Below are 14,590 nucleotides of genomic sequence, written 5' to 3' on the forward strand. Positions count from 1 at the left end.
CCGGTGCCGCCCGCCCGGAGGCATCCAGCTTGGAGACTAGAAGGTGTGTTGTGGACCGACAAGCATGCCGCGGGCAGCTGAGAAGCCATTCAGCTAAAGGGCACAGGGAAAATGCGACGTACCGGACCGCCCGTACATCCAGAAAAGACGATAATGTCGTACGTTGTCAGTCGGTCGATGCGGCACTCGACTTCGGAAGTGTGATATTCAGCCCTCGCTGTCGTACCCGGTGCTGTCGAATTCGGCGTGGATCAGGCGTTCGACCTCGGCGCCGAGACCGGCGGCCGTCGGCCGGTCGAAGAACGCCCGCATGGGCAGCTCGACCCCGAAGACGCTCTGAATGTTCCAGAGCAGCCGGGCGGCCAGCAGGGAGTTGCCGCCGTGCCGCAGGATGTCGTCGTCGGCGCCGATGTCGTCGCGTCCGAGTAGTTCCCGGATGAACCCGAGGATCTTCTCCTGGTGCGGCGCCAGCGGCGGTGCCGGGGCCGCGACGGCGGCCCGGTCAGGGTGGCCGGCGGACGCCGCCGGCGCCGCCGCGACGGGGCCCGCCGCACCCACCGGGAGCGCCGGGTCGGCGGCGAACCGGCCGGCGAGCTCGCCCAGCCGGTCGGCCAGCGTGGCGGCCGTCGCCCGGTCGTAGAGCGCCGAGGCGTACTCGATGGCGCCCAGGTAGCGCCCGTCGGGCTGGGGCCAGACGGTGAGCGCCAGATCGGTGCGGGCAACCGTCCACGCCTGCGCCAGCAGGTCGAGATCCGCCGGCTGCCAGCGCTGCCCCACCAGGCCGTCCCCGGCCATGGAGACCATGGTCTGGAACAGTGGTGTACGCCCCGGATCCCGAGGCTGGACCAGGGCGTCGGCGACGGCCTCGAACGGTGCCGCCTGGTGGGCCAGCCCTTCCCGGCAGGTCCGCTCGACCCGGGTCAGCGCCTCGACGAAGCTCAGCTCGGGGGTCAGCCGGGCGCGGATCACCACCACATCGATGAACAACCCGACCAGGTCGTGCAGCTCCGGTCGGGTCCGTCCGGAGTGCGGGGCGCCCACGCCGAAATCCCATCCGCCGCCGGCGTTGCCGAGCAGGACGATCCACAGGGTCAGGCAGACGACGTACGGGGTGGCCCCGGCCTGCCGGCCGATCTCCAGCAACGCGCGGACGTCGGTGGCCGGGATCTCGAGGCGCACCGCGCCGCCGGAGATGCTGCGCTGCCGGGGGCGCTCGCCGCTGATGGGCAGGTCGAGCGGGGGCAGGCCGGCGAGCGTCCGCCGCCAGTATCCGATCTGCTCGGCGAGCGTCTCCTCGGTCAGCCGCGACCGGAGCCAGCCAACGGCGTCGCAGTAGCGGATCGGCAGCTCGGGCAGGTCCGCGGGCCGCCCCTGCCCGAGCGCGGCGATCGTCTCGCGCAGCTCGTCGGCGAGGATCCGGGTCGACCAGCCGTCGCAGACGATGTGGTGGTAGACCAGCAGGAGCAGCTGCTGCGTCCCGCCGTCGCGGACCAGGGTCGCCCGGAACAGCGGCGCCGTCGTCAGGTCGAAGCCGGTGCCCAGTTCCGTGGCGACGACCGCACCGATCTCGGCGGGGGTGGTCTGGACGGTCCGCAGCGGCACCTCCGGCGCGGGTTCGATGACCGCCCGCAGCCCGTCGGCGTCCATCCGGTAGCCGGTGCGCAGCACGTCGTGGCGGGCCATCAGGTGGGCCAGCGCCGCCCGCACCACCGCCGGGCCGGTGTCGCCGGCCAGCCGGACCAGCATCGGATGCAGGTACTCCGGGCTGCCGGGGTGCATCCGGTCGAGCACCCAGAAGCGCTCCTGTGCGTACGACAGCGGTAGGCGCGCGTTCGCCGGCAGCCGCTCGATGGGCTGCGCCCGCTGCGCCCGGCGCAGCAGGTCCGCCTGCTCCCGCACGGTGGTGGCGAGGTTCAGCTCCCGGAAGTCCAGGTCCAGCCCGGAGAGGTCACGCAGCGTCGCCAGCAGCCGGGTCATCAGCAGCGAATGTCCGCCGAGGCGGTAGAAGTCGTCGGCCGGGCCGACCTCGTCCACGTCGAGCAGGCGTCGCCACGCCGCGACGACGATCTGCTCCGCCGCGCCGTCGGGCTTCGGCGGGTCCGCCGACCGTGGCGCCGGGCCCGCCCAGTCCGGATCGGGCAGTCGGGACCGGTCCGTCTTGCCGCTCGCCGTGCGGGGCAGGGTGGCGAGCCGGCTCAGGTACGCCGGTACCGCGCTGGGCGGCAGCCGGTCGCGCAGCTGGTCGAGGAGCCCGTCGACCGCGACCTCGTGGGAGGTGACCACCCAGGCGGCCAGCCGGCGGGTGCCGTGCGGGTCGGTGACCGCGCGGACCGCGGCCTCGATCACGTCGGGGTGCGTTTCGAGGACCGCCTCGACCTCGCCCGGCTCGATCCGTACGCCGTTGATCTTCACCTGGGCGTCGATCCGGCCGACGAATTCGAGGGCGCCGTCCGGGCGTACCCGCACCAGGTCTCCGGTCCGGTACATCCGCGACCCGGGCGGACCGTCGGGATCCGGCAGGAACCGCTCCGCGGTCTGCGCGGCGTCGCCGTGATAGCCGCGGCCGACGCCGGCGCCGCAGAGGTAGAGCTCCCGTACCGACTCGTCGGCACCGGTCCCGGCCGGGGGCGGCAGCAGCAGCTGGCGCAGGTTGTCGATCGGGCGCCCGATCGGCACCGGTCCGTGTTCCTGGGCGGGGTCGAAGGGGCCGGCCAGGGCGTCGATGGCGCACTCGGTGGGTCCGTAGGTGTTGACGATCTCGACGTCGATCCGGTCCCGGACCCGCTGGCACAGCTCCGCGTGCAGGGCCTCCCCGGCGCAGCAGACCAGCCGCAGGCTGTCGCAGCGGCCCAGGTCCGGTTCGACCGCGAGTAGCCTCAGCAGGGAGGGCACGACCTGCAGGACGGTGGCCCGCTGCTCCCGGACGGACCGGACCAGCTCCCGGGCGTCCCGGCCGGCCTCGGGCCGGCCGAACGTCACCGCGGCGCCGCAGAGCAGCGGCGCGAAGATCTCCCAGCCGGCCGCGTCGAAGGTCAGCGGGGTCTTCTGCAGCACCCGGTCGTCCGGGGAGAGTTTCAGGGCCCGGATGCCCCAGTGCACCCGGTTGGCGATCGCCGCGTGCTCGACGACGACGCCCTTGGGCGTGCCCGTCGAACCCGAGGTGAAAATCAGGTACGCGGCCTGGCGGGGCCCGGTCACCCGCCCCGGCAGCTCGATGCCATCGCCCGCGCCGATCAGGCGCCCGACGCCACAGCTGCGGGTGCCCGGCGGGAACTGCGCCGCCTCGGTAGCGGGGGGTTCATCGGGCTCGTCGGATCCGTCGGTGAGGACGATCCGGGCACCGGCCTGGGCGAGCACCTCGCGCCGGCGCCGGGCCGGCGCGAGCGGATCCAGCGGCACGTAGGCACCACCGGCCAGCCAGATCCCCAACAACGCGGCGACCAGGTGCGGACCGGGGGAGACCAGCACCCCGACCGGCGACTCGGCCCGCACCCCCCGGGCCGCGAGCCCGCGGGCGACCCCCCACGCCGCGCCGGCCAGTTCCTGGTACGTGACCACGGTGCCGTCCTGGCGGACGGCGGGCGCCAGCGGACGCTGCCGGACCTGTTCCAGAAAGGACTCGGGAATCAACTCGGTTGATTGTTCACCTCGGCCCACAGGGGAAGACTGGTCCGCGCGCCGCGGCGGTACCAGGCATCCGGCCGGCAAGTTCCGGCCAGCGAATTGCCGGTCGGATGCCTGGAAGGAGCCGGTCGGCGGTTGCCAGAATTGTCGTGCTGTCGCGGCGGCGTGATTTCCCTGCTTCTTCCGCGACCCCTCCCTGAGGTGCGCCCTCGCCGGTCCGAGGGAATGGAGAATCACATTGACTTCCAGGACAGATGAATTCGCCGAGCTGCGCGATCTGGCGCTCACCGAGGACGAGCGGTCCGCGCTGTCGGAGGTGGTGGCTGGTCTGGCGCGTACCGCGTCGGCCGCCGTCGACGACGCGGCCTGGCAGGCGAGTGCCCGCCTGCGCAGCTGCCACCTGCCGACCCGGCTGCAGGAGGCGATCCGCGCCTTCCGGCACGACGCCGGTGTCGACGGACGGCTGACCATCACCAACCTGCCCATCGGGGCCGAGACGCTGCCGCCCACCCCGACCGTGCCGGAGTCGGTCGAACGGACGGCCACCACCCCCGCGACGCTCGCGATGCTCGTCGGGCTGCAGCTCGGCGAGGTCATCGCGTACCGCGAGGAGAAGCACGGGGCGATGGTGCAGAACGTGGTTCCGGTGCCGTCGTTGGCGACCTCGCAGAGCAACGGCGGCTCGGTGCAGCTGGAGTTCCACACCGAGAACGCCTTCCACCCCGACCGCCCGCACTATGTCGGGCTGCTCTGCCTGCGCCCCGCCCACGAGGACCGGGTCGGGACCCAGGTCGCCTCCGTACGGCGGGCCTACCCACTGCTCGACGAGGGAAGCCGGACGGTGCTCCGCGAGGCGCGGTTCGTTACCGCCACGCCGCCGTCGTTCCGGTCGGCGAGCGAGTCCGAGCCGCATCCGGTGCTGCTCGGCGGCGAGGACGACCCGGACATCTGCGTCGACTTCCACGCCACCTCGGCGCTCGACGACAAGGCCGACCAGGCCCTGGCCGCGCTCCGCGCGGCGCTCACCGAGGTCCGCTGCGACCTGGTGCTCCGCCCCGGTGACATGGTCTTCCTGGACAACCGGCTGGTCGTGCACGGGCGGGTCGCGTTCCGGCCCCGCTACGACGGCAACGACCGGTGGCTGCACCGGGTCTTCGTGCATCTGGACAACCGCCGCACCCGAAGCCGCCGCACCGGCAACGGCGCCGTGCTGTTCTGAGGTTGGCCACCCCCTCCGTCCCGCGGAACCGGCCGGTCAGGACGCCTCCTGCGGTCCGGCGGTGGCCCCGCGTCGGACCAGGCCCTTCAGGTAGGACCTGACGACGTGTTGGCGTTGGATGTCGCTCGTACCCTCCATGAACTCGAAGGCGCAGACGTCCCGGCTCCACTTCTCCAGCAGTGGGCGCTCGACCAGCGCCGCCGGACCGAGCGACCCGACCGCCCAGCGGGCGGCCTCGCGGGCGAGCCGGGTGGCGGTGAGCTTCGCCAGACTCGACGGCTGACCGGCGCCGCGGTCGCGGTCCACCTCCGCCGCTGCGGCGTAGACCATCCGCCGGCAGGCCGCCAGCCGGGCCGCCATCGTCTGGGCGCCCGGCGCGGCCGGGCGATCGGCGCGCACCAGGTCGACAAGCGCCAGTCCGGTGCCGACCGCGAGGGCGGCCACCTGCACCCGCATCATGTTGAAGACCCGCACCGCGCCCCAGAGGCCCTGCCGGGTGGGGGAGAGGTGCCGGCCGAGCAGAGACTCGGCCGCCACCGGCACCCCGTCGAGCCGGATCTCGCCCAGGGCGGCGCCCCGCAGGCCGACCATGTCGAGGGCGGTCGCGCGAAAGCCCGGTGGACCAGCGGTGACGAGCGCGGCCCGGATGGCCAACGGACCGTCGCCGGTCCGCGCGAAGACCACGCCGACGCGGCCCCGCGAACCGTTGCCGATGTAGCGTTTCGTGCCGTACATCCGGTAGTGCTCCGGGGAATCGCGGCGCAGTGCGGTCTCCAGCGCCCCGGCGTCGCTGCCGTGCGCCGGCTCGGTCAGGGCGAAGAAGGACCAGGTCGTCCCGTCGGCCAACGCCTCGTAGAAGCGGTCCCGCTGAGCGTCGTCGGCCAGCTCGTCGACCAGGACGCCGGCGAGGCTCGGCCCTGGGCAGGCCAGCACCATGCCGGCATCGCCGTACCCGAGCTCAACCCCCCACACCGCCTGGTCCAGGCAGGATCCGGGCGGGTAGCGGAAGCGGCCCACCCGCAGCGGACCGTCGGTGTACCGCAGCGGCGTCACCGACCGGCGCATCATCCGGTAGGCGGCGAGATCCAGGTACGGCGCCATCCGGTACGGGTCCGCATCGACCGCCATCGCGTGCGCGCGCAGTTGCCCGGCCAGGTCGGCGCCGGCGCCGCGCAGCGCGCGGAGCCGATCGTCAAGCTCGAAGCCGGTCATCCGCCGGCCACCGTCGGCCGGGGCAGCCAGACATCCGCGACCAGCGCGGAGACGAACAGGCTCCGGGCCGGATGGGTGGCGAGGTACCCCTCGGCACCGAGGAGCCGGGACACGTTCCAGCCCGCCTCGGTCAGGCGTTCGTGCCAACCGGCCGCGACCTCCACCGACGGTCGCGGGTCACCACCTTCGCCGGCGCTCGGGCCAGCGCTGTCGTCGAGGGCCGCGGCGGAGAACTCCAGCTCGGCCACCACGTCGGCGACCGCACCGACGACCAGCTGCTGGTCGATCAGGGGCACCCCGCGGAAGGCGCGTCCGGCCAGCCGCTGCACCGCCAGGTGCAGCAGTCCGCTGAGCACGCCGATCCGCACCGCGGCGAGCGCGAGGGCGGGCCGGCCGCGCAACCCCGTCCCGGACGTCCGGTCGCGGCCGGCGGCCGCCGGGAACCGGACCAGGGCCAGACCGTCGCGGGCCGCGAGCGGATGAGGCAACACCTGGGCGCCGGCGGGCAGCTCGTCCGCCGGGAGCACCGCGACCCGCTGCGGCGCAACCACCACCGGATCAAGCCCATCGAGTACGGCGGCCAGCCCCGCGGCCAGCCCGTGATCACGGCCGAGGTCCCGGTAACCGGCCAGCCCGCCGGTCACCGCGCGGGCTCCGCTGCGCTGCGCCCGCTGACAGCGCCTGTGTTGGTTTGGCGGGGCTGTTTGATCGCGGGCTCCGCTGCGCTGCGCCCGCTGACAGCCCCGGGGCGGAGGCCGGCCTGGAAGAGGCGCTCGGCGTGCGGGTCGTAGTCGGCGACGACAGTGTACCGGTCGGGTGGCCAGTGCGTGGCCAACGCCGCCCAGGCGCTGGTGCAGAGCTGCCCGGGTGGACCCGCGACGACGTCGTACCGGGCGCGGGTGGCGGGATCGAGCCGGCGGGCGAGTGCCGGACCGACCACGAGCCGGGCGGGCGCGGTCCGGATCGCGAGCGCGTCGGCGAGGTCGGCCGGATCCGCCACCCGCCGCTCGTCCAGGACGTCGAGCGTCACCGCGTCCGGCCCGCCCGCCGGGTCCGTGCAGAGCAGGACCGCGCAGTCCTGGACCGGGTCGCACTCCGGGTCGGGATCCCGGTACGGCACCGTCGACTGGTCCAGCGTCAGCACCGCCCCGGCCGCGTCGCCCGCCGGCCGCATGCAGTCGAGGATCCGCAGCGCGGTGAAGGGCGCGCCGGCCCCCTGCCCGGCGACCGAGAAGACCGCGGGGTCGCCGGAGCAGCGGCCGGCGAGGTAGCTCCCGGCGACCTCGACGACACTCAGGTCGGGTAGGTGGAAGGCGAGCAGCACGGTCTCCAGCGGCGGCAGCGCCCGGTCGAGGCCGTCCAGCAGCTCCGCGCACATGTCGATGAACGTGTTCCCGCCGCCGCGGGCGTACCGCTCCAGGTCGACCTCCATGCCGAACTCGGCCAGGAGATCGGAGAGGAACACCAGCTCCTTCGCGGTCGGCTCCGGCCGCCGGCGGCGCCCGAAGGTGCGCACCGCCGGGCGGCCCAGCCGCAGCGGGCCATCGACCCCCGGAGCCCGCTGCGCGTCGGTGCCGGGCGTACGCAGCGCGCCCGCCAGCGTCGACGTCGGCATCGTCAGTTCGCCGGCTCGGGCGTCGCCCGGCAGGCGCTCAGGTAGCTGGTCAGCGAGCCGACCGTGTCGAACACCTCCGCGGTCAACTCGTCCGGGTCGAGCTGCACGCCCACCGAGTCCTCCAGCGCCATCAACAACTCGATGACGCTCGTGGAGTCGAGGCCGAGGTCGCCGAAGAGCCTGGTGTCGTCGGTGAACTCGGGAAGGTCGCGGTCCAGGACATCGCCGAGGGCCGTCCTCAGCGCGGTACGGATCTCGGCTTCGTCGGCGTCGGACATGGTGGGAACTCCTTCGTGACTACGCGGACCCGCCCGGAGCCCCGGCCGGCGGCTCAGGCGACAGGGGACGGCTCAGGTCGGGATGGGTCGACTGCTTGGCCAGCACGTCGTCGACGGTGTCGCGGCCGCGGACCAGGTAGGAGCGGCCGCGCAGCAGCAGCACCTCGGCCGGGTAGCCGTGGCTGAGGAACAGCCCCGGCGAGGCCGACGGCCCGTACGCCCCGGAGCGGCGTACGCCGAGCAGGTCCCCCGGTGCCAGGTCCGGCAGCAGGACGGCCTTAGCGACGGTGTCGTTCGGGGTGCAGAGCGGCCCGGCGATGGTCCAGCGGCCGGCCGGCTCGCCTCCCTCGGCCCCGGTGCCGGGTCGGGACAGCAGCTCGATGGGGAAGTTGCGTTTGACGAACGAGCCGATCCCGACCGCCGCCATGTGGTGGTGCGTACCGCCGTCGGTGACCGCGAACCGCTCGCCCATCGACTCTTTGACGTAGCGGACGCGCATCAGGTACGTGCCACTGTGGGCGGTCAGATAGCGCCCGGACTCCAGGATGAGCCGGGTCTGCGGATGTGCCGCCGCGAACCGGTCCAGCATCGGGTTGAGTTCCTTGGCGAGCGCGGCGTCGTCCAGGTCGTCCTCGCCGTCGAAGTAGGCGACGCCGAGGCCGCCGCCGATGTCCACCGCGTCGAGGCGGATCCCGGTCGCCCGCGCGACGCGCTCGGCGAGGTCCAGGACGTAGGCGGTGTTGCTGACCACCACCTGCGGGTCGAGGATGCGGGTGCCGAGGTACACGTGGATGCCCGCCACGTCGGCGTGCCGCCAGCGGGTCAGCTCCGCGCCGGCCGCGAGCACCGTGGCCTCGTCGATGCCGAACTGGCGCGGTTTGCCGCCCATTGTCAACCGCGACCCGGCGACCGAGAACGCCGGATTGACCCGGATCAGCACACGTTGCCGGACGCCCAGCCGCGCCGCGGTCCGGTCGAGCTCCGCGAGTTCGGCAAGCGACTCGCAGACCACCGCGTACACGCCGGCCTCGACGCACGCGGTGATCTCCGCCGGGCTCTTGCCCGGTCCGAGGAAGATGACGTCCGCGGGGTCGGTGCCGGCCGCGAGGACGGTCCGCAGCTCGGCGAGGGAGGAGACCTCGGCGCGGGCGCCGGCGGTGTGCAGGACGTCGTAGACCCCCCGGTTCGGGTTCGACTTGAGCGAGTAGAAGACCTCCAGCCGGGGGTGCAGCACCGTACGCAGCGTGGCCACTCGCGCCGCGAGTTGGTCACCGTCGTAGACGTATGTCGGAGTGCCGTACCGTTCGGCGAGGTCGGTCCAGTCGATCTGCGGCGTCACGGCTGGGCCACCATCCTCTGCAACGCCGACTCCGCCGCCGTGCGCAACCGTTGCACGTCCTCGGCGTCGGCACCGATGCAGATCGCGTAGATCCGCCCGTACGGCTCCCGGCCGGCCAGCAGCGCGGCGTTCAGCGTCGCGAAGTTGTTGATGAGTACGCCGGTACCGCGGGCGGCCGGGCCGGACTCGTACAGCAGGCCGCCGAGGGCGGTGCGCACCTCGTCGAAGCTGTGGGCGCGGCCGGGCCGCAGCTCGAAGGCGGTGGCGAGCGCGTACCGGCCGGCGGTGACGTAGCGCTCGGCGACCCGGTTCTGGTAGGTCGCCATGTTGAATCTGGCGTTGATCTCCAGGCAGGGGTAGAGCGTGCCGTCGACGGCCAGGATCGCGTCGACGCCGACCAGCCCGAAATACCCCTCGCCGGCCAGCGCCTTGCCGATCACCTCGGCCGCCTCCGCCAGTCGGGTGATCTGGTCGGGACGCAGCGGTGGGGGGAAGAGGTGGCCGCGGTGCACGCCGTTGGCGGTGAGGGCGGTCTTCACGGTCTCGAACCGCACCTGCCCGCTCCGGTCGAGGATGAACTGGTAGTTGAGGTCGGCCTCCTTCTCCAGCCACCGTTCCACCACCACCGAGACGGCGCCGGTGCCACCGCGTCGAGTCAGCATGCGCAGCAACCGCTCGCCCCGGCCGGGGTCGTCCAGCACCACCATGCCGCGGCCGGAGACGCCGAGCGACTCCTTGACCACGACCCGGTTCCCCCGGGTGAGGTGCGTGTCGAGGGCGGCCGCCAACTCGTCCAGGGTGCGGCACACCGCGCCGGGCACCGGGGTCAGGCCCGCCGCGTCGACGAGTTCCCGACTGAAGATCTTTCCGTTGACCCGCTTGCAGACGGCCGCGCTCGGCGCGGCCAGTGGGAGGCCCACCGCCTCGGCCAGCCGCTCCTCGTCGGGGGAGACCCCCAGCGGCAGCAGGTAGGTGCGCCCGTCGGCCAGCGCGCGCAGCTGCGCCAGCAACCGGGGCGAGGCCAACGCGTCGGCCGTCACGCACCGGTCCGGATCGGGCTGGTCGGCCACCAGCCGGGCCCCCGCCGCCAGCCCGAGCGATTCCAGGTACGCCGCGTACCCCGGGTCCACCGGGGCCTTGAGTACGACGGCGTCGACGTCCTCGGCGAGCAGGACGCCCACCTCCTCCATCCGGTTCACCGTGGCCAGCGCGAAGGAGAGGCCGGTGCCGGGCAGCCGTGGCTCGCCCCGCGCCCAGGCCCGTTCCACCTCGAAGTTGTTCAGGTAGACGAAGCGGGCGCCGGCATCGCCGACCAGCGCCGTCTTGAGCCTGGTGGTGAAGGTGTCCGCGGCCACGTCAGCCGTCCTCTCCGGCGCGGACGACGACCGCGCAGAACATGCCGCTCTGACCGGCGGAGACCAGCAGCAGGGTGTCACCGGGACGGACCGCGCCGGCGGCGCGGGCGGTGGCCAGGTTCAGGAACGGATCGGCGCCGAAGCAGTGCGCCAGCTTCGGCACGTTCGCCAGGAAGATGCGGTCGGTGGGCAATCCGAGGTCCTTCGCGGTGGTGTGCCAGGAGAACCGGTTGACGTTGTGCGGCAGCACGAGGGAGACGTCGTCGAGGCGCAGGCCCGCGTCGTCGAGGGCGTCGCGCATCACCGCGGCCAGGGTGGGTACGTAGCTCCGGTGGTAGCGGTGGCGCAGCTCGGCCGGCATGTCGGAGCCCTGGTGATACCCGCCCAGGGTGCGCCGGGCCAGCCCCACCAACGCGTCGCCGGGGCCGCCCAGTCCGACCAGGGCGGCCGCAGCGGCGTCGCCGAGCAGGGTGGTCCCGGGCAGGTGCTGAAACGACCCGGTCAGCACCTTCTCGCCGAGCAGGATGAGTGCCGTGGCGTCCGCCGGCTCGGCCCGCAGCAGGCGTTCCACCACCCGCAGCGCGAACAGGCCGGTCACACAGTCCAGGTGGGACATGGTGAACGCGCGGGCCTGATCCAGGCCAAGCTTGCGGCGCAGCTGGTCGACCGGGCGTAGCCCGGCCGGCACGACATGGCTCATGGTGTGCCCGTGGATGAGGTAGCGGACCCGGGACCGGTCCACTCCGGCCAGCGCCCGTTCGCCGCAGTCGAGCAGCATGTCCGGCGTGGTCAGCTGGCCGGCGGTGGCTACCCGGTCGAGTCCCAGGAACCGGGTGAGCAGGACGACTTCGCCCCGGCTGAGCCCGATCCGGTCGCCGAGGTCGGTGACGGCGATGCTTTCGCCGGAGACGTACGGCACCACGGTGCGCAGGTGCAGTCCGGCCGCGTCAGTAACTGCCACGGCACCACTCCAGGACCGCCATCGCGCTGTACATCTTGTTCTCGGCCTGGTCGAAGGCGATGGCGGCCGGGCCGTCGAGGACCTCGGCGGTCACCTCCTCGCCCCGGTGGGCCGGCAGGTCATGCATGAACACCGCCTTCGGGGCGACCGCCATCAGCTCCGAGGTGACCTGGAACGGCGCGAACACCGCGCGCCAGTCGGCGTCGGGTTTGCTGGTGCCGGTCGTCTGCCAACGGGTGGTGTAGACCACGTCGACGTCGCGTGGCAGTTCGGCCAGGTCGTGGCGTTCGTGCACGACGGCACCCCGGGCCGCCGTGGTGGCCGCGCGGTGGTGGACCTCGGGGGTGAGGCCGTACCCCGGCGGGGTGCGCAGCTCCAGCCGCACCCCCGGGTAGCGGCTGAGCCCGCGGGCGAGCGCCGCCGCCGTGTTGTTGCCCTCGCCGAGGTACAGCACGCGCAGACCGTCGACGGAGCCGAACCGCAGGGTGAGGGTGGTCAGGTCGGCGAGTGCCTGGGTCGGGTGTTCGTCGGCGCTCATCGCGTTGACCACCGCCATCCGGTGCTGCGTGGCCCAGGTTCGCATCTCGGCCGGATCGTCGGCGGTCCGGGCCACCAGCACGTCCAGCATCCCGGCGAGGACCCGTCCGGTGTCCTCGCTGCTCTCGCCGGTGTTGAGCTGGAGGTCGCCCGGCCCGTACGAGATCACCCCGGCGCCGAGCCGGAGCGCCCCGGAGGTGAAGGCGGTTCGGGTACGCGTCGAGGTCCGGCGGAAGTAGATGCCCACGACCGCACCGGCGAGGGTGGCGCCCGCGGTGCCCGCCGGATCGCCGGACCGCCGGGCGATCTCGGCGCCCCGCGCGACGATGTCCCGCAGCGCCCCGTCGGTCAGGTCGTCCAGAGAGATCAGGTGCCGCCGGTCACCGCCGTTCGCCATCGGGCTCACCGCCTTCCGAACCGGCTGACCAGGTGCGTCCTACCATCGCTCGACCTCCCCGAAGAAGTCCGGCACCGCCGTGACCTGGCCGCGGTCGCGACCGGTGGTGAAGATCTCCAGGCCCACCGCGAGATCGAGTACGCCGAGCCCGAACGGCGAGAAGACGCGGGGTTTGTCGCGCCCCAGCGTCACCTCGTCGAGCAGGAGCTGGGCCAGCGTCGCGTCGATGAAGTCGCGGTGGCCGAGCTGCTGCTCCGCCAGGTGCGGCGAGGTGCCGGCGGTCAGGCAGTGGTCCACGTCGTCGACGACGTTGTGCGCGGCGGCGACGACGTCGGGGCCGAGGTCGCGCAGGGAGATGTTGAGGACCGTCTGTCCCGCGCCGAAGAGTCCCGCGTCGAGCAGGTACGGCTCGGTCGCGGTGGTGGCCAGCAGGACGATGTCGGCGGCCGTCACCGCGTCGGCCAACGGCTCGGCCACCGTCGCCGGGTAGCCCAGGGACTCGGCGTGGTCGGCGTACCGCCGGGCGTAGGCCGCGACGGTGTCGTGGACCACGACGTGCCCGATCGACCAGTGCAGCGCAGCCAGGAACTCCAGGATGTTGCGGGCGATGATCCCGGCGCCGATCACGGCGACCCGGGCCGCCGTGCGGGAGCCGTGGATCCGCTCCGCGGCCAGGGCGGCCGAGGCCGCCGTCCGGGCGGCGCTGATCTGCGCCGCCTCGAGACAGGCGAAGGGGTAGCCGGTCGCGAAGTCGTTGAGGACCAACACGGCCGAGGCGCGCGGGACGTTGCGGGCGACGTTGTCGGGGAAGCTGGCGATCCACTTGATGCCCGCCACGCCGGGTTCGCCGCGTAGAAACGCGGGCAGGGCGATGATCCGGGCGTTCGGCTTCTCCGGGAACCGCAGGAAGTAGCTGTTCGGATTGACCGTCTCGCCCCGGTGATGCGCCAGGTACGTCTCACGTACCCGGTCGACGATCTGCGGTCGGGACTCCTCGACGACGGCGCGGATGTGGGCGCCGCCCATCAGGTGGAAGGGGAACACGGCGGTCAGCTCCTCAGCGGCGACAACGCCGGCTGGTCGTCGGTGACCGGCACCAGGCAGGCCTCGCCGAACCGCTCGGTCACCCAGGCGTCGTCGTAGATCGTGCGTACGTACCGGTCGCCGAGGTCGGGGGAGATGCCCACCACGCGCGAGCCCGCCGGCAGGTCGGGTGCACGTTGCAGGATCGCCGAGACGACCGAACCCGTCGAGCCGCCGACGAAGAGTCCGTGCTGGCGCGCGAGCCAGCGGCAGGTCCGGACGGTGTCCGGCTCGGACACCAGTACCAGATCGTCCACCACCTCCGGGCGGAAGATCTCCGGCCGGCGGCTGGCACCGATCCCCGGGATGTACCGCGGACCCGCCGGGAATCCGAAGTTGACCGAACCGACCGCGTCCACCGCGACGATCCGGGTGCCCGGCGAGGCGGTGCGGAAGTGGCTGACGCAGCCCATCAGCGTGCCGGAGGTGCCGGCGCCGACGAAGAGGAAGTCGAGGTCGGGGAACTGGGCCGTGATCGCGGCTGCCGTGCACTGGTCGTGCACGAACCAGTTCGCGGGGTTGGCGTACTGGTTGAGCCACACCAGGTCCGGGTCCTCGGTGAGCAGTTGCTCGATGTAGGAGATGCGACTGCCGAGGTAGCCGCCACTCGCGTCCAGCCGGTCCACCCCGACGACGTCGGCGCCCAGGGCGCGCATCACCGCCACGCACTGCGCGGACGTGTTCGGGTCGGTGACGCAGAGGAACCGGTACCCCTTCTCGGCCGACACCTGGGCCAGCGCCACGCCCAGGCTGCCGGAGGACGATTCCACCAGCCGGCCACCGGGCCGCAGAATTCCCCGCTGCTCGGCGTCGGTCACCATGTTCAGGGCCGTCTTCAGTTTTATCGACCCGGCCGGGTTCAGGCCCTCGACCTTGAGATACAGGTCGAGGTGCTCCGCCACTCCGGTGAGATGCAGGAAGACATCGTCCAGGATTATCTCGTACGCATGCTCATATATCACCGATGTCA

12 protein-coding genes are annotated in these 14,590 nt (G+C 72.9%); 1 reads left to right on the plus strand and 11 read right to left on the minus strand.

What is annotated here, in order from left to right; genetic code table 11:
• Positions 1–207: 207 nt before the first annotated feature.
• A complete protein-coding gene (locus O7627_RS15295) occupies positions 208–3,630 on the minus strand; it encodes an amino acid adenylation domain-containing protein (protein WP_278094173.1) in 3,423 nt (1,140 codons plus the stop codon).
• A 232-nt stretch (positions 3,631–3,862) separates the two neighbouring features.
• On the opposite strand from O7627_RS15295, the gene O7627_RS15300 reads away from it, so the two are divergent.
• A complete protein-coding gene (locus O7627_RS15300; RefSeq protein ID WP_278094174.1) occupies positions 3,863–4,843 on the plus strand; it encodes a TauD/TfdA family dioxygenase in 981 nt (326 codons plus the stop codon).
• A 36-nt stretch (positions 4,844–4,879) separates the two neighbouring features.
• Here the strand turns inward: O7627_RS15300 and O7627_RS15305 are convergent, their stop codons facing one another.
• Genes O7627_RS15305 through sbnA form a run of 10 tightly spaced genes read right to left on the minus strand, consistent with a single transcriptional unit; the run spans position 4,880 to position 14,582 of the window.
• Positions 4,880–6,055, minus strand: a complete 1,176-nt coding sequence (locus O7627_RS15305; protein WP_278094175.1) for an acyl-CoA dehydrogenase — start codon at positions 6,053–6,055, stop codon at positions 4,880–4,882.
• Positions 6,052–6,699: an acyl-CoA dehydrogenase family protein gene (locus tag O7627_RS15310; protein ID WP_278094176.1), complete on the minus strand. Its 648-nt coding sequence runs from the start codon at positions 6,697–6,699 to the stop codon at positions 6,052–6,054. Before O7627_RS15310 ends, O7627_RS15305 begins: the two co-directional genes overlap by 4 nt.
• A complete protein-coding gene (locus tag O7627_RS15315; RefSeq protein ID WP_278094177.1) occupies positions 6,696–7,670 on the minus strand; it encodes a hypothetical protein in 975 nt (324 codons plus the stop codon). The genes O7627_RS15310 and O7627_RS15315 overlap by 4 nt, the downstream gene beginning before the upstream one ends.
• A 2-nt stretch (positions 7,671–7,672) precedes the next feature.
• Complete coding sequence (locus tag O7627_RS15320) at positions 7,673–7,948, minus strand: acyl carrier protein (protein ID WP_278094178.1); 276 nt, start codon at positions 7,946–7,948, stop codon at positions 7,673–7,675.
• 19 nt (positions 7,949–7,967) lie between these two features.
• Positions 7,968–9,287 carry a type III PLP-dependent enzyme gene (locus tag O7627_RS15325; protein WP_278094179.1) on the minus strand — a complete coding sequence of 440 codons (1,320 nt, stop codon included), beginning with the start codon at positions 9,285–9,287 and terminating at the stop codon, positions 7,968–7,970.
• Positions 9,284–10,642 carry an ATP-grasp domain-containing protein gene (locus O7627_RS15330; RefSeq protein WP_278094180.1) on the minus strand — a complete coding sequence of 453 codons (1,359 nt, stop codon included), beginning with the start codon at positions 10,640–10,642 and terminating at the stop codon, positions 9,284–9,286. Before O7627_RS15330 ends, O7627_RS15325 begins: the two co-directional genes overlap by 4 nt.
• Before the next feature lies 1 nt (position 10,643).
• Positions 10,644–11,603, minus strand: coding sequence for a 3-oxoacyl-[acyl-carrier-protein] synthase III C-terminal domain-containing protein (locus O7627_RS15335; RefSeq protein ID WP_278094181.1), 960 nt, complete (start codon positions 11,601–11,603; stop codon positions 10,644–10,646).
• A complete protein-coding gene (locus O7627_RS15340) occupies positions 11,590–12,537 on the minus strand; it encodes an ornithine carbamoyltransferase (RefSeq protein ID WP_278094182.1) in 948 nt (315 codons plus the stop codon). Before O7627_RS15340 ends, O7627_RS15335 begins: the two co-directional genes overlap by 14 nt.
• A gap of 39 nt (positions 12,538–12,576) precedes the next feature.
• On the minus strand, positions 12,577–13,581 hold the full coding sequence (gene sbnB / locus O7627_RS15345; RefSeq protein WP_278094183.1) for a 2,3-diaminopropionate biosynthesis protein SbnB: 1,005 nt from the start codon (positions 13,579–13,581) through the stop codon (positions 12,577–12,579).
• A 5-nt stretch (positions 13,582–13,586) separates the two neighbouring features.
• Entirely contained in the window at positions 13,587–14,582 is a 996-nt protein-coding gene (gene sbnA / locus O7627_RS15350; protein WP_278094184.1) for a 2,3-diaminopropionate biosynthesis protein SbnA, read from the minus strand.
• Between the last annotated feature and the right edge of the window lie 8 nt (positions 14,583–14,590).

Origin of the sequence: Solwaraspora sp. WMMD1047 (assembly GCF_029626155.1) — a bacterium.
Lineage (GTDB): Bacteria > Actinomycetota > Actinomycetes > Mycobacteriales > Micromonosporaceae > WMMD1047.